A 20,427-nucleotide genomic window follows, 5' to 3' on the forward strand; every position below is an offset into this window, starting at 1 on the left:
GCCGGCGGGGCTCCCCCCTGGGGGACCCCCGCCGGCCACCCTCGGCCTCGCGAGCCAAAGGGGCGCGCCGCTGTCGAGACGCCCGTCGCGCGCAGGCCGCGAAGCGGTTGAGCACGTCGGACGTCTCGACGACGACGCCCAGCGCCCCGGCGACGAGCGAAGCTCGCGATTAGGAGAGGTGCAGCTGCTGGTTCGGGAAGATCAGGTCAGCGTCCTCGACGATGTCCTTGTTCAGCTCGTAGAGCTTCTCCCAGCCACCCTCGACGTTCTCGTCCTTGGCGATCTGGCTCAGCGTGTCACCCTTGGCGACCTTGTACTCGCCGTCGCCCTTGGCGACCGTCTCGCCGGTGGGCGTCTCGACGGTCTCCTCGGCCGGGGCGGTGCGCTGCTCGCTGCGGTCGGCGCGCGGCTCGGCACGCTCGGGGGCGGGCTGCGGGGCGGCCTCCTCGGCCGGCTTCTCGGCCGGGGCCTCGGCGCCGCCGCCGTCGTAGGAGGCGTTGCTCAGACCGGTGCCGCAGTTGGGCCAGGCACCCTTGCCCTGGCCGGCCAGGACCTTCTCGGCCACGGCTATCTGCTGCTCCTTGGTGGCCTGGTCGGCGCTGGAGGCGTAGGCGGTGCCACCGAAGGAGGCCCACGTGGAGGACGAGAACTGCAGTCCGCCGTAGTAGCCGTTGCCGGTGTTGATGGACCAGTCGCCGCCGGACTCGCACTGGGCGACGGCGTCCCACTCGGAGGCGGAGGCGGCGGAGGCGGAGCCGGTCGCGACGAGCGGCGCGGCGACGGCGACGCCGGCGACACCCGCCAGCGACAGGATGCGGGTGATCTTGGAGGGACGGCGGTGCTTGGCCTTGTTGGTCAGCATGAAGGGAATCTCCTCACCGACGCCTACGAGGTGAGCTGTCGGGTTCGGGCCGGATGAGTGCCCGGCCGCGCGTCCCTTGCGGAACGCGCGGCTTCACCCCGAGCCGCTCCCGGCGTCCGTCCCCGGAGGGGCGAACGGCCGGTGCGGCGGCAAACCTTGGGTCCCCCGCTCCTGTCTACGGCGCTTACGCGACGACTGTCCCGGGCGGCCGTCGACAGGATTCGGCGTAACGACCGCTGGGGCCCGCCAATGGCGAGCGGCCTAGACCGTAAGCACGGCCGGCGGCAGATTCCAAAGACGATCAGGGGGTCTGAGATCCATGTCTCACTTACCCCGATCCGGACATTACCGCCCGAACTAGCGCCCGATTCGGTCCTTTTCGGCCGCCAGGTCCGATCCGAGATCAAGCGCCTGACCGGGCAGGATGTAGTCCGGGTCGGCGCCGACGGCGTCCTTGTTCGCCTCGTACAGCGCGGGCCATCCGCCGTCCACCTCGTGGAGCGAGGCGATGAGCGAAAGACTGTCGCCGTCCCGCACGGTGTACGCGCCGGAGCTGTCGGGCGCGTCGCCGCGGTCACCGCGCGAGGCGTGCCGCCCGGAGCCCTCGCGGCTCTCGCCGGAGCCGGACTCGACGGCTGTGCCGCCGCGGTGGCGTCCGCCGCTGCCGGATCCCTCGCGCTCGCCCGGGGTGGCGGACGGGGCGTCCGACGGGCTGTCGGGGAGGTCGCTCCGGTCGTCCGGGGTGCGGTCCTCGGGCGTCGCGGAGGGGGAGCCGTCGGGGATGGAGGTCGGGTCGGCGGAGGGGGTACGCGACGTTCCGTCACCCTTCTCCTTCTCCTCCCCCTTGTCCGCCTTGCCCTCGCCGGTCCCCTTTCCGCCCTTCTCGCCCTTCTCCCCGCTCCCCTTCTTCTCGCCCTTGCCGTCCTTCTCCTCGGCGTCAGCCTTGTCCTCGTCCTTGCCCTTGTCCTTGTCGGACGGCGTGGACGGGGAGGCGGAGGGCGTGCCGCTGTCGCTGGGGACGCCCGGGTTCACGTCGGCGGAGGCGCCGCCCTGCTTCAGGCCGATGGCCGGGGCGCAGGTGGCCCAGGCGGCGGTGCCCTCGGCGTCGAGGATGCGCTCGGCGACCACGATCTGCTGGGAGCGGCTGGCGAGGTCGGCGGAGGGGGCGTAGCTGAGGCCGCCGTGGCGCTCCCAGAGTTCCTGGGTGACCTGGAGGCCGCCGTAGTAGCCGTTGCCGGCGTTGGTGCTCCAGGCACCGCCGCTCTCGCATTCGGCGAGCCGGTCCCAGGTGGCGGTGTCGGCCGCGCTGGCCGTTCCGGCGCCGAGCAGGGGGATGGCGATGGCCGAACCGGTCACCCCGGCCGCGACGACGAAGGCCGGAGCCTGTCGGGGGCGTCGGTGACGTCCGTTCCCGGAGAGCATGCGGTTGCCTTTCGCGTGACGACTGCTGACCGGCGCGCCCGCTCGGTGACGGCGGGGCTTCCGGTTGGCGCTGAAGGTAGCGGCTGTCGAACGTTCGTCACAAGTCGATGCAGCGGAGATCACGTCAACATCACATTGTTGACGTCCCGTCAGCCTGTGTGTCCGGAAAGTGCGGTGCCGTCGCCTTCCACCGGCTCCGGGGTGAACTGGACGGGCAGGGTGCGCAGTCCCCGCATGATGAGTCCGCCGCGCCACCGCAGGTCGTCGGGTTCGGTGCCGAGCCGCAGGTCCGGAAGGCGTGTCAGCAGCGTGGCGAGGGCCGCCTTCCCCTCCAGCCGGGCCAGCGGGGCGCCGATGCAGTAGTGGATGCCGTGGCCGTAGCCGAGGTGCTGGTTGTCGGAGCGCGTCAGGTCGAGCCGGTCCGGGTCCTCGAAGCGGGCCGGGTCCCGGTCGGCGGCGGCCAGCACGACGAGGACGGGGTCCCCCGCGGCGATGTCGGCCCCGCCGATCCGCAGCGGCTCGGTGGCGTACCGCCAGGTGGCCATCTCCACCGGGCCGTCGTACCGCAGGAGTTCCTCGACGCCGGTGTCGAGCAGCGCGTCGTCGCCGTCGGCCAGGGCCTGCTGGAGGCGGGCGCGTTCGGCGGGGTTGCGGAGCAGGGCGTAGGTGCCGTTGCCGATCAGGTTCACGGTCGTCTCGAAACCGGCGAAGAGGAGCACGAAGCACATGGCGGCGGCCTCCTCCTCGGTGAGGTGCTCGCCGTGGTCGCTGGCGCGGATCAGGCCGGAGATGAGGTCGTCGCCGAGGTCGGCGCGTTTGCGGTGGATCAGTTCGGCGAGGTAGTTCCGCATCTTCTTCACCGAGCGGGCGACGCCGCCGCGCGGCCCGCCGCCGTGCCGGATCATCATCCCGGCCCAGTCGCGGAAGTCGTCCTGGTCCTCACGCGGGACGCCGAGCAGGTCGCAGATGGCGTAGATGGGCAGCGGGAAGGCGAACTCGTGGATGAGGTCGGCCTCACCGCGCCCGGCGAAGCCGTCGATGAGCCCGTCGGTCAGCTCCTGCACGCGCGGTGCGAACTGGGCGACGCGGCGCGGGGTGAACGCCTTCGACACCAGGCGGCGCAACCGGGTGTGGTCCGGCGGGTCGATGTTGAGCAGGTGCGTCATCAGCCCGGCGCTGCGTTCGCCGGGGATGCCGGTACGGCTGCGTCCCGGGGCGTCGTCGGCGTGGTGCACCGGGTTCTTGCTGAGCCTGGGGTCGGCCAGCGTCTGCCGGGCGTCCGCGTACCGCGTGACCAGCCACGCCTCCACCCCGCTGGGCAGCCGGGTCCTGTGCACCGGCTCGTGGGTACGCAGCCAGGCGTAGGCGGGGTACGGGTCGGCGGCGAACTCCCAGCCGAAGAGTTCGGGCCGCCCGCCTGCCTGGATATCGCTCATGGTCCGACCGTATCCGGGGGCGGGGGCCACCTCCGGCAGGGGTACGGGGCGAGGGCGCCTGCCCCGCTCAGTGCCCCTCGGCGGCCCGGACGGCCTCGCGGTAACGCCGGGCGCTCTCCCGCAGGGCGGCCTCCGGGTCGGTCCCCTGGCGCTCGGCCTCGACCGCGAGGGCGAGCAGGGCGGGGCCGGGGCCCGGGCCGTCGGGGAGCGGGACGTCGAGGCGGGCGGCGCGGACGCGGGAGGCGAGCTTGGCGGCGAGGGCCAGGGCGGGCTGGGCGACGGGCACGCCGTCGGTGACCGAGGTGCGCTCCTTCTCCTCCCCCTTCACCCGCAGCCACTGGGCGCGGACCTCCTCGGGCGTCTCGGCGACGGCGTCCCCGAAGACGTGCGGGTGGCGGCGGACCAGCTTGTCGATGAGGGTGGCGGCCACGTCGTCGACGGAGAACGGCCCGCCGTCCTCCTCCTCGTCCTCGCCGGCCGGGGCTCCGTCCTCGGCGATACGGGCGTGGAAGACCACTTGGAGCAGCACGTCCCCCAGCTCCTCGCGCAGGGCGTCCCGGTCGCCCTCCTCGATCGCCTCGATGAGTTCGAAGACCTCCTCCATGGCGTACTTGGCGAGCCCCTCGTGGGTCTGCCGGGCCGACCAGGGGCACTCCTCGCGGATACGGTCCATGACCTGGACGAGGTCGATGAGGCGGGCACCGGGGAGGTCGTAGGCGCCGGGGAGGAGTTCCAGGTCGGGCATGGCGACGCGGCCGGACCCGGCGAGGCGGGAGAGGGCGTCGGTGAGGCGCCGGTCGCCCTCGCCGGACTGGACCAGGACGGCGGTGCGCCCGCCGGCGAGGAAGTCGACCAGGTCGGCCGCGTCCGGGGCGGCCGTGACCTCGACCTCGACGCCCGCCTCCCGCAGGTAGGGGAGCTGGGGGTGGGCCGGATCGGCGCAGAGCACCTGGTCGGCCTGGCGCAGGGCCTGCCAGGCGGGCCAGGAGAGCTGGCCGGGGGCGACCCGGTGGCTGGTGGTGAGCAGGACGAGGCGGCCGGGGCTGGGTGCGTTCACGCCTCGAACGTAACGCACCCGGTACCCCGGCCGACCGGCCCCGTGAGGCTCGCGCCCGCTGGTCGGGGGCGCGTCAGAGCGCGGGCATCCCCTCGCCCTGGGCCTGGGCGCGGGCGTCCGCCTTCTCCTCGTCCAGGCGGCGCGGGTCGGAGCTGAGCCACGGGTCGGAGCCGGCGACCATGAGGAGCTGCTTGCCGTCCCAGGAGCCGTAGCGCGGGCTGATGTCGACGCCGAGCCGCTCGGCGGTCTTGACCAGCTCCTGCCGCACCCGCACGTCGGCCTGCTCGGGCGAGACGCCCGGCGCGTACTTCTGGCGGAGCCCGTCGAGGCGCAGCTGGTAGCCGAGGTGGTCGTCGATGCGCGCGGCGGGGATGCCGTACGTCCGCAGGTACGCCTCCTCCAGCTGCTCGGCGGTGCCGCCGGTCTGCTCCTGGAGCTGGGCGCGGCGCTCGCGGAGGTCCTTGCGGGTGAGGGTGATCCCGGCCTCGTCGGCGGCGGCGGTGACGACGCGCTCGCTGATCATCCCGGCGAGGGTGGCGCGGTCGGGGGCGCAGGTCTCGCGGCCCTCGACGACCTTCTCGCCCTGGGCGGCGGCCTCCTCACGCTGCTGGAGCTCGGCCTGGCGGGCGGCGGAGCACTGCTGGTCGAGGGCGTCGGCGTACCCCTCCTCGCCGAAGACGGCGACCTGGGCGTCGCGGGCCTGGCCCACCTGGGCGTCCAGCTGGGCGACGGTGATGCGCTCGCCGCCGACGACGGCGGCGGCGCCGGGGCGTGCGTCGCCGCCGCAGGCGGTCAGCAGCGGGGCCGCGAGGAGCGTGGCGGCCATGAGGGCGAGCGGGGTGCGACGGCGGCGGTGCAAAGGGAGCCTCCCGGCTGGATCGTTCAGCGGTGCGGGAACGTTGACGACCTGACGATCTGACGACATGCACGACCTGACGGTCCGGACGTCCTTGCGAAGATCGATCGTAGGCAGTCGGCGTGATCTGGGCCACTGTCGGGAGCAACGATTCCCCGCGTGTCCGGTTCCTGCCGGTCCCCCGCGCCGGGTGCGGAGGCGGCGGCGGGTCAGACCAGGCCGAGCCAGTGCAGGGTGCGGCGGACCTCGGCGGGCAGCGGGTGGCCGGGGCCGTACCGCTGTTCGGCGTCGTGGAGCAGGCGCAACAGGGTGTCCTGGGCGGCCGGGCGGTCGCCGAGGGCGAGCAGCAGGTGGCCGATGCGGCGGCGGACCTCCAGCGGCAGGTCGCGGTCGGTGCTGACGTACTGGTTCTCGAAGTACGGGAGCAGGGCGCGGTATTCGGCCAGGGCGGCGCCGGGTTCGCCGAGCTGCTCCAGGCACTGGGCCGCCTCGTAGCGGAACTGGAGGGAGCGCGGGTCGGCGGTGCCGGCTTCGGCGGCGTACTCGTCGGCGAGGCGGCGCAGTTCGGGCAGGGCGCGGCGGTACTGGCCGTCGTCCAGCAGGGTGGCCGCGTACTGCTTGCGCAGGGTGCGGACGACGGCGGAGTGCTCACCGTGCTGCTGGGCGGCGGTGGGCAGGATGGCGCCGAGGATGTCGACGGCCTGGGTGATGCGGCCTTCGCCGAGCAGCCGCTTGACGTCGTCCACGGCGGCGGCGACGTCGGCGCTCCCCCCGCCGGGCGCGGCCGGGGGCTGGGCGGGCCGGGGCGCGGGGGCCAGCGGGTGGTCGGGCCAGGGGGCGTGCGGGCGCAGGAAGGGCCGGGCGGGGTCGAGGGGCGCGCCGCGCGGGACGCCGCGGGGCGGCAGCAGCGGGGCGAGGGCCTGGTAGACCTCCTGGGCGGAGGCGGGCCGGTCCTGGGGCTCCTTGGCGAGGAGCCGCATGACGAGCGGTTCCAGCCCGTCGGGCAGGCCGGGGCGGAGCCGGCCGAGCGGCAGCGGCGCCTCGTACAGGTGGCGGTGGAGGACGCCGAGGACGGTGGCCCCGTCGAACGGCACGGTCCCGCTGAGCAGTTCGTAGAGCACGATGCCGAGCGCGTACAGGTCGGTGTACGGGCCGACGGCGCCGCCCATGGCCTGTTCGGGGGCCATGTAGGCGGGGCTGCCGATGGGTGAGCCGGTGTGGGTGAGGCGGGTGGTGTCGCTGTCCATGACCGAGGCGACGCCGAGGTCGAGGACGGTGACGGTGCCGTCCTGGCGGATCATGATGTTCCGCGGCTTGAGGTCGCGGTGGACGATCGGCACGGCGTGCACGGCGGAGAGGACGGCGCAGAGCTGGGCGGCGACCGAGACCGCCCACTCCCACGGGTAGGGGGCGTGCTCGGCGAGGTGGTCGCCGAGGTCGGAGCCGTCCACGAACTGCATGACGAGGTACAGCTCGTCGCCCTCGGTCCCCGCGTCGTGCACGGTGACCAGGCCGGGGTGGTCGACCTGGGCGGTGACCCGGCACTCCCGCACGAACCGGCGCCGCAGCTCCTCGGCCTCGGCGCCGGCGACGCGGTCGGGCCGCAGCAGCTTGACGGCGACGCGCCGGTCGAGCCGCTGGTCGTAGCCGGTCCACACCTGGCCCATGCCGCCCTGGCCGAACAGGGTGGAGAGTTCGTACCGCCCGGCGATGACCCGGCCGCTCAACGCGAGCCCTGCTGCGGGCCGTTGCCCCGGCCGTCACCCTGCTGGCTGCCGGAGTCGCGCAGGTAGGCGCTGAGTTCGTCCAGCTCGGCCCGGACCTGGTCGATACGGGCGGGGCCGCCGGGCGCCGGGGTGCCGGGCGCGGGGCGCGGGCCGGCCGGGGCGGGCGCCGGGCCCCCCTGCTGCGGGCGGGCCCAGGCGTCGGCGACACCGGTGGGCGCGGTCGGCGGGGTGTAGTGCTGGGGCTGCGGGTACGGGCCGGGGTTCGGGTGCATCGGGGGCACCGAGTCAGCCGGGCGGGTCGCGGCGTGCGGCGGGTACGGGGCGGGGTACGGCATGCCGGGGTGCGGGCCGGGGCGGCCGACGCCGTAGAGCCGCCGGTCGTGGCGGATGTCGGCCCAGAGGAAGTACCAGACCCCGGCGGTCATGTTGATCAGGAGGCCCCCCACCGCCAGGTCGTCCAGGACGGTACTGCTGTCCTCGACGTCCTCGCCGGGCATGATCACGATAGCGAGGACCGCGAAGGCGAAGGAGGTGCCGACCAGCACCCAGTCCCGCTTCCTGCGGGTGACGCAGGCCAGCCGTATCAACGCGCCGAAGGCGAAGAACCCGCAGCTCATCACAGCCAGCGTGGTGAACAGCACCCGGAGCCAGACGCGGGCCTCCCTGGACGGACCCTGGGGCCCCGGGGCCACCGGGTAGGTGCTGTGCATGGCCTGCTCCCTGAAGATCGTGGGGCCGCGCCGGTCGCGCGTGCGGGTCCGAGCGTATACACCCGCCGCAAGTGGCCGGACCCCCTTGTACGGAACCGTTGTCCACCTGGTGACGAGGGGTTACGTGCGCGGTTCAGGCCGGGAGGAGCGAGGGGCCGGTGAGGCCGTCGTGGAGCCCTTGTACGAGCTGGCCGCCGAGGCGGGTGGCGAGCCGCAGGCTCTCCTCGAAGGCGGCCACCGCGGCGAACCGGGCCCCGAACTCGCGCTGTTCGGCCAGCGGCAGCCGCGGCAGCCGGACCCGGCGGACGTCGAGCCGGGTGGCGGCCGACGCGTAGCTGCCGACCTGCCGGTGGTTGGCGGTGCCGCGCAGGAACCCGGCGAGGAACCAGGGGTCGAGGGCCTCGGGGTCGGGCCGCAGCAGGGTCAGGTTCCGGCCGAGGGCGGCGCCCGCGCCGGCCGCGTCCACGACCCGGGCGGCGGTGGCCGCACCCGGCCCGCCGGCAGGGCCGCCCGCGCCGAGGACGGGCACCACCACGTCGCCCTCGCGGAGCAGCTCCTCGGGGGCCGGGTCGGGGTCGCCCGGGGCGAGTGCGGCGGTGGGCGCGGCACCGGTCAGCACGTCGTGGTCGGTGAGGACCACCCGGGCGCCGGGCCGGTTTCCGGCGGCGACGGCCGCGCACGACAGCGGCCCGGGCCGCACGCCCTGGAGGGCGTGCGCCGCTCGGCTACTTCACGCTGAACCGCTCCGGCGCCGTCGTCGGCGCGTCCCCTTCCGGCAGCTTCTCCTCCGGGCAGCGTTCCAGGACCGTACGCATCACGTCGCGCTCCTCGGCGGTGACCCACACCTCGTACTTCTTCTTCACCGCCACCTGCCCGGCGACGTACGCGCACCGGTACTCCTTGTTGGGCGGCAGCCACTTGGCCGCGTCGCTGTCACCTTTGGCGCGGTTGGGGCTCGCGTTGACCGCGAGGAGGTTGAGCGGGTCGTTGGCGAAGGCTATGCGCTTGTCCGGCTCCCAGTCGGACGCGCCCTTCTTCCAGGCGTCGGAGAGGGCGACCAGGTGATCGATGTCCACCTTGCTGGCACCGCGCTTGAACTCCACGTCCTCCCCCGAGTACGGGTCGTCCTTCAACGTCCCGGAGGCCACCACGCAGTCGTCGCCGCCCTTGTACTCCACCTCGGCGAGATCCCGCTTCAGGATGTCGTCCCGGGTGCCGCACGAGTTCCCGTCCACGTCGGCCCACGCCGACCCGAACCGCTCCCGCCCGTACCCGTCCTTGCTCCCCTCCTCCTTGACGGTCAGCGCCTCCAGCGCCGCCAGCGCCGTCCCGGCGGCGGCCCCGCCTTTCGCCTCCTCCGGCTCCGGCGCCGTCGACGGCTCCCCGAGCCCGCACCCGGCGGCCCAGAGCAGGGCCCCGACCGCGACCCCGACCATCCCGTACCGCCGCACCGTCACGCCTCGCACACCGCGCACCCTTCTCTCCACCCAACCCGATTCCGTGCCCAATCCCAGGGGCATCCTGCCCGTGCCGGTTGACGGGCAGTCGGGCAGGGTGGGGGCGCGCTGAGGGTCGGGCGGGGGCGTGCGGGGCCGGCCTGTTTGCTTCCCCCTACGCGGGCGCGTCCGCGTCCGCCTCCCCCACCAGCTCGCAGCCCTCCCGGCGAAGCCGCTCCTCACCCCGGGCGCCGAGCGACCCGAGTGCCTCGTTGGGGGTGCGGCCGTGCCCGGTCAGCGAGTACTCGACGCGGGGCGGCACCTGGGCGTACACCTCCCGGTGCATCAGCCCGCCCTCCTCCAGGGGCGTGCGGTCGCCGTTGCGTCACTTCCGCCGGCTGCGCCTGCGACCTGGGCATTCGCGGTGACGGAGCACGTCCGGCCGGGCGCTGGACATTGCGTCGGGGGTGGTGCGGTCGTACTCCTCACCACGCAGGATCGGCTGGTCGCAGCGGGCGCAGATCATCGGTTCTCCTCGGGGTGGGGTGGCAGTAACGCGGTACGGGACCGCTCGCAGGTGCGGTGCTGGGCGGCGGTCTCGGGGGTGCACGGGCGACGACAGCGAGTGCACAGGCTCCGCACCTCGGCCTGGCAGCGTGGGCAAGCGCAGCGGGTGGTGAGCGCGGGGGCGGCGTAGCCGCCCACGTACCAATCGAAGTTGCCCTGGCAGAAGCCATGTTCACTGATGCGGCAGGGTGAGCAGAGGCGGCTGGTCATGACCGGGAAGTGGCGCAGGATGGGCAAGACCGGGGGTACCAGTAGACGCGGCAGTCGGCGGTCGGGTCCGGGCGGACGCCCAGATCCACGGCCGTCGTGGTGTTCAACGTAGTGCCGCACCAGACGCACGAGGCGCCTCGCAGTTGCGCGTCGGACAAGGTGGCGGGCTGCGGCGTGCGGGCATTCTCGATGGCTGCCGCGAGAAGGGATGGAGCGGTCGTCCGCCAGGGGCGACCGCTCGGACGCACGATCCACCTGCTGCCGGAGCCGTCGTCCGGCCGGTCGGGCGGAAGAGCGAGGGAGGCCCCTGAGGGCAGGGCGGACGTACTCCCTACACGCCATTTGGCGCCGGACCCCAGGGGGATCAGGAAGTGCACCCCGGTCTCGTCGGCCAAGGCCACACCGCACCTGCGGCCCAGGATGCCGACCGCCGTGGTGCCGAGATCGCCAGGTGCGCGGACGGTGTCCCAGGCCCGGCCGACGACGACCTCGGGCAAGCCGGTGATGGCTGTCATGGCGGCTCCTCGCAATCTCGGGAGAGTCAAGAATCGCCCGCACGCACGCGGTGCACGAGGGCTTTCACAGGTCTCTTAAGGTCCGCTTAGAGGACTTTCCGTCACTCGTACAGGAGGGCGCTGGCGTCTCACAGGGCCTGCTGCGAAACTGATCGCCAGTCACGAAGGAGGAAGCATGTCCTCTTCCGGGAATCACCGACTGCGGGCCGCCCGCATCGCAGCCGGTTACCCGTCTCAGCAGGCGCTCGCCGACGCCTTGGGAGTCGGCGTCCGGCAGGTACGGCGGTGGGAGTCCGAGGCACCGCCGTGGCCCCAGGCGGAAGTCCAGCAAGCTCTCACCCGGCTTCTCGGCGTGGACCTCGCTGCGCTCGGGTTCGCCCCTCCCGGGTCAACGGTGCAGCAAAGGCCGGTGCCGCGTCTCACCTGTCCGGCCCCCACCGCAGCCGTTCCCCGACAGACCCCCGGTGCGCGGCAGCCCGCGTCCGTGGCGGACGACTACCTGGCGACGACCCGCGCGCACCGCCGCCTGTACTGGTCGGTGGCCCCTGCCACACTCCATCCCGCCGCAGTGGCCCACGCCGGCCTGGGCCACGCCCTGCTCACGGACACTGCGGGCCGAACCCGGGCGCTCGTCGCCACCGGCCTCGCGGAGACGCATCTCCTCGTCGGACGCATGGAATTCTTCGACCTGCGCGAACCGGACCGGGCCGCCGCCACCTGGCTCCGCGCCCTGCAAGCAGCAGGCGAGGCCGACGATCCGCTGATGGGCGCGGCCGTGCTGGCGCACACCGCGTTCGTCCCGGGGTGGGCGGGTGAGCGGACTGCGGCCGCCGAGCGCATGGTCGCGGCGCGGACGTACGCCCGACGCGGGCCTGCTTCGGCCGAGTTGCTCGCGTGGCTCGACGCGGTCGAGGCCGAGTGCGAGACCCGCTCCGGAAACGTCCGTACCGCTCTGAACCTCATCGGCCACGGGGAGGATGTCCTCGCACGCGGCGGGGAGCACGACTCACCGGAGTGGCTGGACTGGTTCAGCGCCGTGCGCCTGGCCGCGTTCAAGGGCAACACCCAGCTCAAGGCCGGCCACCTCCCTCAGGCGCACGACACGCTCCTCGCGGCCCTGGAAGCACTCCCCGCCGAGGAGGAGAAGCAGAGGTCCGTACTCCTCGGCGACCTCGCGGCCGTCGAAGCCGCTCGACAGCGACCCGAGGCCGCCTGCGCGTACGCGATTCGCGCCCTCGACCAACTCGAACGGACGTGGTACGCGGTCGGCATGGACCGGGTACGCGAGGTCCGCCGCACCCTGGCCCCGCACCAGCACGAGCAGTGCGTGGGTGACCTGGACGACCGGCTGTACGGCTGGGCGACGACCGTCAGCGCTCTCGAACGTTGAACCCGGAGATCCGCGGCGAAAGTTCGAGCAAGCTCTCCACCCGGAAGGTAGGCAGCTCCTCCGCCTCCGCACTCCGCCACTGGATCGTCGCCCAGGGCCCCCGGTGCACGAGGGCGGTGTGCATCCCCGCCGCCGCCCCGGGGCGCAAGTCGTTGTCCACGCGGTCACCCACGTACAGGATCTCCCCGGGCTCGGCGGGTACGGCCTCGGCTACGCGGTGGAAGAACTCCGGGTCGGGCTTGCTCGCGCCCCAGTCGTCGGAGGTGCCGATGAGGTCGACGTCCTCGGAGAAGAGCTCGCGGAGGATGCGGCCGGCGCGGACGGTCTGATTGCCGGCGATGCCGAGCCAGAGGCCGTCGGCGCGAAGGGTGCGCAGGGCGTCCCGGACGTCCGGGTAGAGGTCGTCCTCGCCGAAGTGCTCGGGCTGTCCCGCCTCGGCCCGGCGCTCCCGCTCGGCGTACAGGTCAAAGCCGGGCCGGAACTCCTCGAAGACCTCGCGGTAGTCCCGCCCCTGCGCGATGACGGCGCCGAACATCGACGCGAAGGTGTGCCGGGGCACGCCGAGCCAGTCCGCCCACGTGCCGTACTCCCTGGTCTCGTCCACCAGGCACTCGCCGACATCGAACACCACTGCGCGAATCATGCGGGGATCATAGAGGCAGGCGGGTGCGGCGCCCTGGGAGTCATCCTCCGCCGACGCCGCCGGCCCTGAACCGGTACCGCAGCCGCTGCCTTCTCGGCGCCATGGCCATCACGTCGAGCTGGATGGGCCGGTGGTCGGCGTCCTCGGTTCGGCGTACGAGTTGGAGCAGGGGCTCCTCCTCGGAGAGGGCGAGGGCGGTCGCCTCCTCCGGGGTGGGCAGGCGGGCCGTGACGTCCTCCTCGACCCATGCACCGACATGCCCCAGCTCCGCCAGGAGCCGTACCGCTCCCCCACGGATCTTGGCGGTGCCGGCGAGCCCTGTGCCACGGGCGAGGGAGGCGGGGTAGTAGGTGTCCGTCAGTTCGCAGGGGTCGCCGTCGGTGTACATGATGCGGCGGCGGGCGATGACGGGCTCGCCCGGCTGCAACGACAGTCGTTCGGCGACGAGTTCGGAGGCGGGTTCCTCCCCCGCCCGGACGATCCGCTGCGTACCGCGGCGGCCCTCGGCGCGGGTCTCGGCCGCCCAGGCGTCACCGGCCGCCCCGAGGTACCGGGCGGACGTGCTGGACTGCCGGCCGGCGTCGCCCGCCCCATCGACGGCGCCCACTGCCTACGACCCCAGAATCGAGGTCAGGAACTCCCCCACCCAGGACAGGAGTTCCCGTCCCACCACAGGCTTCCCGCCGATCTTCCCGCTGGTCGGCCGCGGCACCAGCACTTGGTGGGCGCTCGCCTTGATGACGGTGCGCGGGTAGAGCCGGTTGAGCCGTAGCTGCTGCGATTCGCGGAGTTCCACGGGGGCGAAGCGCACGTTGTTGCCCTGGAGGACGATCTCGCCGACCCCGCAGGAGCGGGCGAGCATGCGCAGCCCTGCCACCAGCAGCAGGTTCTCCACGGGCTCGGGGAGCTTGCCGTAGCGGTCGGTGAGTTCCTCGCGGACGGCGCGGATGTCGTCCTCGGTGGTGGCCGAGGCGATGGCCCGGTACGCCTGGAGGCGGAGCCGCTCGCCGGGGGCGTAGTCGTGCGGGACGTGGGCGTCGACCGGGAGCTCGATCTTGACCTCGGGGGCCGGCTCCTCCTCGACGCCGCCGTCGAGAGCGGCGCGGTAGTCGGCGACGGCCTCGCCGACCATGCGGACGTACAGGTCGAAGCCGACCCCGGCGATGTGCCCGGACTGCTCGCCGCCGAGGAGGTTGCCCGCGCCGCGGATCTCCAGGTCCTTCATGGCGACGTACATGCCCGCGCCCATCTCGGTGTGCTGGGCGATGGTGGCGAGGCGCTCGTGGGCGGTCTCGGTCAGGGGCTTCTCGGGCGGGTAGAGGAAGTAGGCGTAACCGCGTTCGCGGCCTCGGCCCACGCGGCCGCGGAGCTGGTGGAGCTGGGAGAGGCCGAAGTTGTCGCCGCGTTCCACGATGAGGGTGTTGGCGTTGGAGATGTCGATGCCGGACTCCACGATCGTGGTGGAGACCAGGACGTCGAACTTCTTCTCCCAGAAGTCCACGACCACCTGTTCCAGGGCCTGTTCGGACATCTTGCCGTGGGCGGTGGCGATCCGCGCCTCGGGGACGATCTCGCGGAGCCGGGCGGCGGCCTTGTCGATGGACTCGACGCGGTTGTGGATGTAGAAGACCTGGCCCTCGCGGAGCAGTTCGCGGCGGATGGCGGCGCCGATCTGCTTCGGGTCGTAGGGGCCGACGAAGGTGAGGACCGGGTGGCGCTCCTCGGGCGGGGTGGTGATGGTCGACATCTCGCGGATGCCGGTGACGGCCATCTCCAGGGTGCGCGGGATGGGGGTGGCGGACATGGTCAGCACGTCGACGTTGGCGCGGAGCTTCTTGAGCTGCTCCTTGTGCTCGACGCCGAACCGCTGCTCCTCGTCGACGACGACCAGGCCCAGGTCCTTGAACTTGGTCTCGGAGGAGAAGAGGCGGTGGGTGCCGATGACGATGTCGACCGAGCCGTCCCGCAGCCCCTCCAGGGTGGCCTTGGCCTCCGCGTCGGACTGGAAGCGGGAGAGGGCGCGGACGTTGACGGGGAACTGCGCGTACCGCTCGGAGAAGGTGCCGAAGTGCTGCTGGACCAGGAGCGTGGTGGGGACGAGGACGGCGACCTGCTTGCCGTCCTGGACGGCCTTGAAGGCGGCGCGCACGGCGATCTCGGTCTTGCCGTAGCCGACGTCGCCGCAGATCAGGCGGTCCATCGGGACCGTCTTCTCCATGTCGTCCTTGACCTCGGCGATGGTGGAGAGCTGGTCGGGCGTCTCCATGTACGGGAAGGCGTCCTCCAGTTCGCGCTGCCAGGGGGTGTCCTGGCCGAAGGCGTGGCCGGGGGCGGCCATCCGGGCCGAGTAGAGCTTGATGAGGTCGGCCGCGATCTCCTTGACGGCCTTCTTGGCGCGCGCCTTGGTCTTGGTCCAGTCGGCGCCGCCGAGCCGGTGCAGGGTGGGGGCCTCGCCGCCGACGTACTTGGTGACCTGTTCGAGCTGGTCGGTGGGGATGTAGAGGCGGTCGCCGGGCTGGCCGCGCTTGGCGGGGGCGTACTCGACGAGGAGGTACTCGCGGGTGGCGCCCTGCACGGTGCGCTGGACCATCTCGATGTAGCGGCCCACGCCGTGCTGCTCGTGGACGATGTAGTCGCCGGATTCGAGGGTGAGCGGGTCGATGGTCTTGCGGCGCCGGGTCGGCATCCGCTGCCCGTCCTTGCCCGCCGCCTTCTGGCCGGAGAGGTCGGTCTCGGTGAGGACGGCGAGCTTGAGGCGTTCGTCGGTGAAGCCGTGGTCGATGGAGCCGCAGGCGACGTGGACGACGGAGGGGCTGATCTCCGCGAGGTCCCCGTCGAGCCGGGCCGGGACGCCCTCGGCGCCGAGCACCTCGACGGTGCGGGCGGCCGGGCCGTGCGCCTCGGTGACGAAGACGGTGCGCCAGCCCTCGCCGAGCCACCGCTTGGTGTCGGCCAGGGCGCGGGCGGTGTCGCCCCGGTACATCTCGGGGGCGCGCATCCCCAGCTGCCAGGTGTCGCCCTCGTACGTCTCCTCGTCGGCGGCGAACGGCGAGACGGACCACCACATCATGCCCAGTTCGCGGGCGCGGTCGCGGACGTCGGCGATGCCCCACAGGGAGGCCGCGCCGACGTCGATGGGGGCCTGGCCGCCCTCGGCGGAGGCGGCCCAGGATGCCTGGAGGAATTCGAGGCTGGTGGCGACCAGGTCGGCGGCGCGGGTGCGGACCCGCTCGGGGTCGCAGACCAGGGCCATGGAGCCCTCGGGCAGCACGTCGAGGAGGAGTTCCATCTCGTCGACGAGGACGGGGGCGAGGGACTCCATGCCTTCGACGGCGACGCCTTCGGCGATCTTGCCGAGGAGTTCGCCGAGTTCGGGGTGGTCCTCGGCGAGGGCGGCGGCGCGCTCGCGGACCTGGTCGGTCAGGAGCAGCTCGCGGCAGGGCGGGGCCCACAGGCCGTGCTCGGCGATCTCCAGGGAGCGCTGGTCGGCGACCTTGAAGTAGCGGATCTCCTCGACCTCGTCGCCCCAGAACTCGATGCGGACCGGGTAGTCCTCGGTCGGCGGGAAGACGTCGAGGATGCCGCCGCGCACGGCGAACTCGCCGCGCTTCTCGACCAGCTCGACCCGGGAGTACGCGGCGGCGGCCAGGGCGCGCACCACCTCTTCCAGGTCGGTGGTCTGCCCGGCTCGCAGCGCCACCGGCTCCAGGTCGCCGAGCCCCTTGACCTGCGGCTGGAGGACGGAGCGGACGGAGGCGACGACGACGGAGACCGGGCCGGTCTCGGGGTCGTCGGCGTCCGGGTGGGCGAGGCGGCGCAGCACGGCGAGGCGGCGGCCGACGGTGTCGGAGCGCGGGGAGAGCCGCTCGTGCGGCAGCGTCTCCCAGGACGGGTACTCCACCACGCCGTCCGGCGGCAGCAGGGTGCGCAGGGCGGCGGCCAGGTCCTCGGCCTCGCGGCCGGTGGCGGTGACGGCGAGGACGGTGCGGCCGGTCTCGCGGGCGAGGGCGGCGACGGTGAAGGGGCGGGCGGCGGGCGGGCCTACCAGGTCGGCGGTGAGGAGGTGGCCGTCTCCGGCCGCCTTCAGGGCTTGTGACAGCGCGGGATCCTCGATCACCGCGTCCAGCAGTCCGTGCAGGCTCATGAAGGGATTCCGTCCTCGTCGTCCTCGTCGTCCACCGCGTGCCCTGCGCTCCCTGGTGCCGGGGGCGCCCGCCGGGGCGGGGTGGTCACGCCGCCGGGGAACACGCGAGCGCCCGACACGTCCAACGGGCCGGGGGTGTCCAGCGTACGACGTGCGGCGGCCCGACGCGTCCGGCACGGTGCGTCGCGTCTTCTCACCCTGGGTGTCCGGCGGGGGCGGGGGTACGGACGGCGGGCGTCCGGGGTTCACGGGGAACCGGGCACGGTTGGCTCACTCTTCGCGCACAATCCGCACCGGCCCCGTCCCCGCCTGTGCCGTCAGCCCTTACGCTGTGCCGAAAAAAACTCGATCGTCGCGGCACGCGCCCGGACACAATCCGGACGTGCCGTCGGCCCATGACGCAGCCGGGGGCAGAGCGTGGGTGACAACGAGATGGCCGTCTTCGGGCTCTCCGCGACCGAAGAAGAGCTCTACCGGCATTTCCTGCGCAATCCGGGGACCTGCGCCGACGATGTGCACCTGCTGCTGCGCACCGCCCACGAGGAGGCGGCCCGGGCGCTGGCCCGGCTCCGCGAACTGGGGCTGCTGCTGCCCGCCGGGCCGGACGGGCGGGTGGTCCCTGCCGACCCCGAGCAGGCCGTCTCGCACCTGGCGGACCGGCGGCTGCACGAGCTGCACCAGGATCTGCGGCGGGTCACCCGGGCGCGGCACGTGGTGGAGGGGCTGCGTGCCGAGCAGGGGGCGCGGACCGCCGCCCCGCAGGGCATCGAGCAGATCGAGGGGCTGTCGGCGATCCGCAGCCGTATCGAGGACCTGGCCTTCTTCGCCCGCGACGAGATCCTCTCGGTGGAGCCCTACACGCGGCTCTCCCCCGAGAACATCGCCCGCTCCCGCCCGCTGGACCTGCGCTGCCTGGCCCGGGGCGTCGCCATCCGCAACGTCGTGCAGCGCTCCGCCCTCGCCGACCCGCCCACCGCCTCCTACCTGCGGGAGCTGGCCGCCTCCGGCGCGCACATCCGGGTCGCCGACGAGGGTGAGGCCGGCGAGCGGCTGCTCGTCTACGACCGCCGGACCGTACTGGTCCCCCTCGACCCGCGCGACACCGCCCGGGGCGCCCTGCTGGCCCACAAGAGCGGCCTGGTCGCCAACATCATCGCCCTCTTCGAGAAGATCTGGGCCCAGGCCGCCCCGCTGGACACCGAGGCCGGCCGGGGCGGCGGAAGTCCGCTGAGCGACATGGAGCGCCGGGTGCTGCTCGCCATGTGCACGGTCGGCAAGGACGAGGCGGGCGCCCGCGAACTGGGTGTCTCGGTCCGTACGTACCGCCGGCACGTCGCCGATCTGCTGCACCTGCTGGGGGCGGCCAGCCGCGCCCAGGCGGCGCTGCTGGCGCGCGAGCGCGGCTGGGTCTGACGCGGTACGCGGCCGGGGCGCGGGTCAGCCCTCCCGCACGCCCCACCCGGTCAGCGCCGGGTCGGTGAGGGCGCGGGTCAGGGCGGGGCCGGGCTCGGCGGGGGCGGGGCGGACGCGCAGGCGGAGCAGGTCGGTGCCGGCGTCGGGGTGGCAGCACCAGTCGGCGGGGAGCAGGGCCAGCAGGCGGATGACGGTGATCTGGCCGGGCGGGGCGGCGGGGTCGTCGCGGTGCAGGGTGACGTCGAGGTGGGCGGGGAGGCGGGTCACGGGTGGGCCTCCGGGCTGGGCGGGACCGCTCCCACCGGGTGCGGGCCGTCGGCCAGCAGGTGGCGGGCGGCGGTGGTGAGCGCGGTGATGCCGGTGGGCAGGGCCTGGCGGAGGTCGGGGGCGTAGTCGGGGGCGTGGTTGGCGGGGACGGTGCGGCCCTCGGCGGTGGCGGCCCGCCAGGTGGCGGCCGGGGTGGTGCCGAGCATCCAGTAGGCGAGGGGGATCCGGGAGCCGTCGGCAAGGCGGGTGAGGTGGGTGAGGTCCTCGGTGGCCGGGGACGGTACGGCGTGCAGGACGCGTCCGGCGCCGAGGTGGTCCGCGTGGACGGTGCGCAGGGCGGCGGTGAGGGCCGCGTCGGGGGTGAGGACGGGCGAGCGGGCGGTGACGGTCAGCTCGGGCGGCCGGGGTGCGCCGGCGGCCTCGCTCTCGGCCCGCAGGACGCGTCGGACGGCCTCGTGGAGCCGCTCGAGGGCGGCGTCGGAGAAGGCGCGCAGGCCCACCGAGAGGGTGGCCCGGTCGGGGATGACGTTGGCGCGGGACCCGGCGTGCAGGGTGCCGACGGTCAGCACGGCCCCCTCGGCGGGCGCGGCCTCCCGGGCGGTGAGGGTGTGCAGCCGCACCACGGCGGAGGCGGCCATCAGGAGCGGGTCGGCGGCGAGGTGCGGGGTGGCGGCGTGGCCGCCGCGGCCGTGCAGGACGGCGTCGAGGGTGCGGCTGCCGGCCATCAGGGGTCCGCCCGCGGCGTGCGCGACGGTCCCGGCGGGCAGGGGTGCGGCGTGCTGGGCGAGGACGGCGTCGGGGCGGCCGAACCGGTCGTACAGCCCGTCGTCAGCCAGCGCGCGGGCGCCGGTCAGGGTCTCCTCGGCGGACTGGCCGAGGACCAGCAGGCGGCCCCGCCACTCGGCGCGGGTGGCGGTGAGGCGGGCGGCGGCGCCGGTGGCGGCGGCCGCGTGCAGGTCGTGGCCGCAGGCGTGCATGGCGCCGGGGACGGTGGAGGCGTAGGGCAGGCCGGTGGTCTCGGTGACGGGGAGGGCGTCGAGTTCGGTGCGGAGCAGGACGGTGGGGCCGGGGCCGTTGCGGAGTTCGGCGAGGAAGGAGGGGGTGCCGGCGAGGTCGCGGTGGACGGTGAGGCCGAGGGCGGTGAGGTGGTCGGCGAGCAGGGTGGCGGTGGCGTGTTCGGCGCCGGAGAGTTCGGGGACGCGGTGCAGGGCGAGGTACAGCTCGACGGCGGACTTCAGCTCGGCGCGGGTGGGGGTGGCGGGGGGCGCGGCGCGGGGTGGCTGGGGGTCGGGGGCGGCCACTGGCCTCACCTCTTCGTCCTCGGGGGTCGTCCGCACAGTCCGGGGGCCGTGCGGGCAGCGTGCGCGGCGGCCGTGTCAGCGGCGTCTCGTTCCGCTGTCAGGGCGCTGTCAGCGGGTGACAGCGCCCTGGAGGCGGATCTGACAGCGGGTGGGGCTGGGATGGCGTCAGCAGGTGAGTTCCGCCGGAGCGGCCGGTGGGCCCCTGGGACCGCAGGGAGTACGCGATGACCCCCAAGACCGAGCTGGCCACCCTCGCCGACGAGATCCTGGAGCTGGAGTCGGAGACCTTCGAGATCTCGGACTACTCGGACGCGGCCGAGGTCGTGCTCGCCGGTTCGACGTCCTGCTCCTCGACGTCGACCTGCTCCAGCACCACCAGCACCACCTCCTGCTCGGCCTGATCCGGCCGATCGCGCGTACGGCCCCTGTCCCGGCGGCGTCCACCGCCGGGGCAGGGGCCTTCGTGCGCGC

16 protein-coding genes, 2 pseudogenes and 1 riboswitch are annotated in these 20,427 nt (G+C 73.8%); of the genes and pseudogenes, 3 read left to right on the forward strand and 15 right to left on the reverse strand.

Annotated features, from left to right (window positions below; all coding sequences use genetic code 11):
- Window positions 1-169: 169 nt before the first annotated feature.
- From ACFWMZ_RS05425 to ACFWMZ_RS05470, 10 genes and pseudogenes are all read right to left on the reverse strand, one after another.
- Complete coding sequence (locus ACFWMZ_RS05425) at window positions 170-862, reverse strand: transglycosylase family protein (protein WP_383199627.1); 693 nt, start codon at window positions 860-862, stop codon at window positions 170-172.
- Window positions 863-867: 5 nt separating this feature from the next.
- Window positions 868-1,055, reverse strand: a riboswitch (cyclic di-AMP (ydaO/yuaA leader).
- Window positions 1,056-1,219: 164 nt separating this feature from the next.
- The gene (locus tag ACFWMZ_RS05430) at window positions 1,220-2,284 is read right to left on the reverse strand and encodes a transglycosylase family protein (RefSeq protein WP_383175929.1); all 1,065 of its coding nucleotides are present in this window, start codon (window positions 2,282-2,284) and stop codon (window positions 1,220-1,222) included.
- A gap of 149 nt (window positions 2,285-2,433) precedes the next feature.
- On the reverse strand, window positions 2,434-3,720 hold the full coding sequence (locus ACFWMZ_RS05435) for a cytochrome P450 (RefSeq protein ID WP_383175926.1): 1,287 nt from the start codon (window positions 3,718-3,720) through the stop codon (window positions 2,434-2,436).
- Between the two features lie 67 nt (window positions 3,721-3,787).
- A complete protein-coding gene (locus tag ACFWMZ_RS05440; RefSeq protein WP_383199629.1) occupies window positions 3,788-4,777 on the reverse strand; it encodes a nucleoside triphosphate pyrophosphohydrolase in 990 nt (329 codons plus the stop codon).
- A 73-nt stretch (window positions 4,778-4,850) separates the two neighbouring features.
- Window positions 4,851-5,636: a hypothetical protein gene (locus ACFWMZ_RS05445; protein WP_383199631.1), complete on the reverse strand. Its 786-nt coding sequence runs from the start codon at window positions 5,634-5,636 to the stop codon at window positions 4,851-4,853.
- A 206-nt stretch (window positions 5,637-5,842) separates the two neighbouring features.
- Complete coding sequence (locus ACFWMZ_RS05450) at window positions 5,843-7,360, reverse strand: protein kinase (RefSeq protein ID WP_383199633.1); 1,518 nt, start codon at window positions 7,358-7,360, stop codon at window positions 5,843-5,845.
- Window positions 7,357-8,070 carry a hypothetical protein gene (locus ACFWMZ_RS05455; RefSeq protein WP_383199635.1) on the reverse strand — a complete coding sequence of 238 codons (714 nt, stop codon included), beginning with the start codon at window positions 8,068-8,070 and terminating at the stop codon, window positions 7,357-7,359. The genes ACFWMZ_RS05450 and ACFWMZ_RS05455 overlap by 4 nt, the downstream gene beginning before the upstream one ends.
- A gap of 133 nt (window positions 8,071-8,203) precedes the next feature.
- A pseudogene (locus ACFWMZ_RS05460) lies at window positions 8,204-8,767 on the reverse strand (SAM-dependent methyltransferase); the annotation flags it as partial.
- Between the two features lie 28 nt (window positions 8,768-8,795).
- Window positions 8,796-9,506 (reverse strand): HNH endonuclease family protein, encoded by a 711-nt coding sequence (locus ACFWMZ_RS05465; RefSeq protein WP_383199693.1) that lies wholly within the window; start codon window positions 9,504-9,506, stop codon window positions 8,796-8,798.
- 175 nt (window positions 9,507-9,681) lie between these two features.
- A pseudogene (locus ACFWMZ_RS05470) lies at window positions 9,682-9,870 on the reverse strand (winged helix-turn-helix transcriptional regulator); the annotation flags it as partial.
- A gap of 1,103 nt (window positions 9,871-10,973) precedes the next feature.
- Between ACFWMZ_RS05470 and ACFWMZ_RS05475 the strand changes: the two are divergent.
- Window positions 10,974-12,188 (forward strand): helix-turn-helix domain-containing protein, encoded by a 1,215-nt coding sequence (locus ACFWMZ_RS05475; protein WP_383175911.1) that lies wholly within the window; start codon window positions 10,974-10,976, stop codon window positions 12,186-12,188.
- Here the strand turns inward: ACFWMZ_RS05475 and ACFWMZ_RS05480 are convergent.
- From ACFWMZ_RS05480 to mfd, 3 genes are read right to left on the reverse strand one after another with little or no spacing between them, the layout of a single operon-like run.
- Window positions 12,169-12,831: an HAD family hydrolase gene (locus tag ACFWMZ_RS05480; RefSeq protein ID WP_383175909.1), complete on the reverse strand. Its 663-nt coding sequence runs from the start codon at window positions 12,829-12,831 to the stop codon at window positions 12,169-12,171. The genes ACFWMZ_RS05475 and ACFWMZ_RS05480 overlap by 20 nt on opposite strands.
- A 40-nt stretch (window positions 12,832-12,871) precedes the next feature.
- On the reverse strand, window positions 12,872-13,438 hold the full coding sequence (locus ACFWMZ_RS05485; RefSeq protein ID WP_383175906.1) for a GntR family transcriptional regulator: 567 nt from the start codon (window positions 13,436-13,438) through the stop codon (window positions 12,872-12,874).
- A 3-nt stretch (window positions 13,439-13,441) separates the two neighbouring features.
- Window positions 13,442-16,975 carry a transcription-repair coupling factor gene (gene mfd / locus ACFWMZ_RS05490; RefSeq protein WP_383199637.1) on the reverse strand — a complete coding sequence of 1,178 codons (3,534 nt, stop codon included), beginning with the start codon at window positions 16,973-16,975 and terminating at the stop codon, window positions 13,442-13,444.
- 417 nt (window positions 16,976-17,392) lie between these two features.
- Between mfd and ACFWMZ_RS05495 the strand changes: the two genes are divergently transcribed.
- Entirely contained in the window at window positions 17,393-18,388 is a 996-nt protein-coding gene (locus ACFWMZ_RS05495; protein WP_383199639.1) for a helix-turn-helix transcriptional regulator, read from the forward strand.
- A gap of 24 nt (window positions 18,389-18,412) precedes the next feature.
- Here the strand turns inward: ACFWMZ_RS05495 and ACFWMZ_RS05500 are convergent, their stop codons facing one another.
- Both ACFWMZ_RS05500 and ACFWMZ_RS05505 read right to left on the reverse strand, forming a co-directional pair.
- Window positions 18,413-18,655, reverse strand: coding sequence for a hypothetical protein (locus tag ACFWMZ_RS05500; RefSeq protein ID WP_383175897.1), 243 nt, complete (start codon window positions 18,653-18,655; stop codon window positions 18,413-18,415).
- Window positions 18,652-19,965, reverse strand: a complete 1,314-nt coding sequence (locus tag ACFWMZ_RS05505) for an amidohydrolase (RefSeq protein ID WP_383199641.1) — start codon at window positions 19,963-19,965, stop codon at window positions 18,652-18,654. Before ACFWMZ_RS05505 ends, ACFWMZ_RS05500 begins: the two co-directional genes overlap by 4 nt.
- Window positions 19,966-20,180: 215 nt before the next feature.
- Here ACFWMZ_RS05505 and ACFWMZ_RS05510 point away from each other — a divergent pair, with 215 nt between their 5' ends.
- The gene (locus ACFWMZ_RS05510; RefSeq protein WP_026048345.1) at window positions 20,181-20,357 is read left to right on the forward strand and encodes a thiazolylpeptide-type bacteriocin; all 177 of its coding nucleotides are present in this window, start codon (window positions 20,181-20,183) and stop codon (window positions 20,355-20,357) included.
- The last annotated feature ends 70 nt before the right edge of the window (window positions 20,358-20,427 follow it).

The sequence above is a fragment of the Streptomyces sp. NPDC058373 genome (genome assembly GCF_042723275.1).
Taxonomy (GTDB): domain Bacteria; phylum Actinomycetota; class Actinomycetes; order Streptomycetales; family Streptomycetaceae; genus Streptomyces.

What these genes read in the sequence shown, in the direction of transcription:
- ACFWMZ_RS05480 (WP_383175909.1), bottom strand. Translation starts at nt 12,831, where the DNA reads ATGATTCGCGCAGTGGTGTTCGATGTCGGCGAGTGCCTGGTGGACGAG.
- ACFWMZ_RS05510 (WP_026048345.1), top strand. Translation starts at nt 20,181, where the DNA reads ATGACCCCCAAGACCGAGCTGGCCACCCTCGCCGACGAGATCCTGGAG.
- ACFWMZ_RS05430 (WP_383175929.1), bottom strand. Translation starts at nt 2,284, where the DNA reads ATGCTCTCCGGGAACGGACGTCACCGACGCCCCCGACAGGCTCCGGCC.
- ACFWMZ_RS05475 (WP_383175911.1), top strand. Translation starts at nt 10,974, where the DNA reads ATGTCCTCTTCCGGGAATCACCGACTGCGGGCCGCCCGCATCGCAGCC.
- ACFWMZ_RS05465 (WP_383199693.1), bottom strand. Translation starts at nt 9,506, where the DNA reads ATGGTCGGGGTCGCGGTCGGGGCCCTGCTCTGGGCCGCCGGGTGCGGG.
- ACFWMZ_RS05425 (WP_383199627.1), bottom strand. Translation starts at nt 862, where the DNA reads ATGCTGACCAACAAGGCCAAGCACCGCCGTCCCTCCAAGATCACCCGC.
- ACFWMZ_RS05435 (WP_383175926.1), bottom strand. Translation starts at nt 3,720, where the DNA reads ATGAGCGATATCCAGGCAGGCGGGCGGCCCGAACTCTTCGGCTGGGAG.
- mfd (WP_383199637.1), bottom strand. Translation starts at nt 16,975, where the DNA reads ATGAGCCTGCACGGACTGCTGGACGCGGTGATCGAGGATCCCGCGCTG.
- ACFWMZ_RS05455 (WP_383199635.1), bottom strand. Translation starts at nt 8,070, where the DNA reads ATGCACAGCACCTACCCGGTGGCCCCGGGGCCCCAGGGTCCGTCCAGG.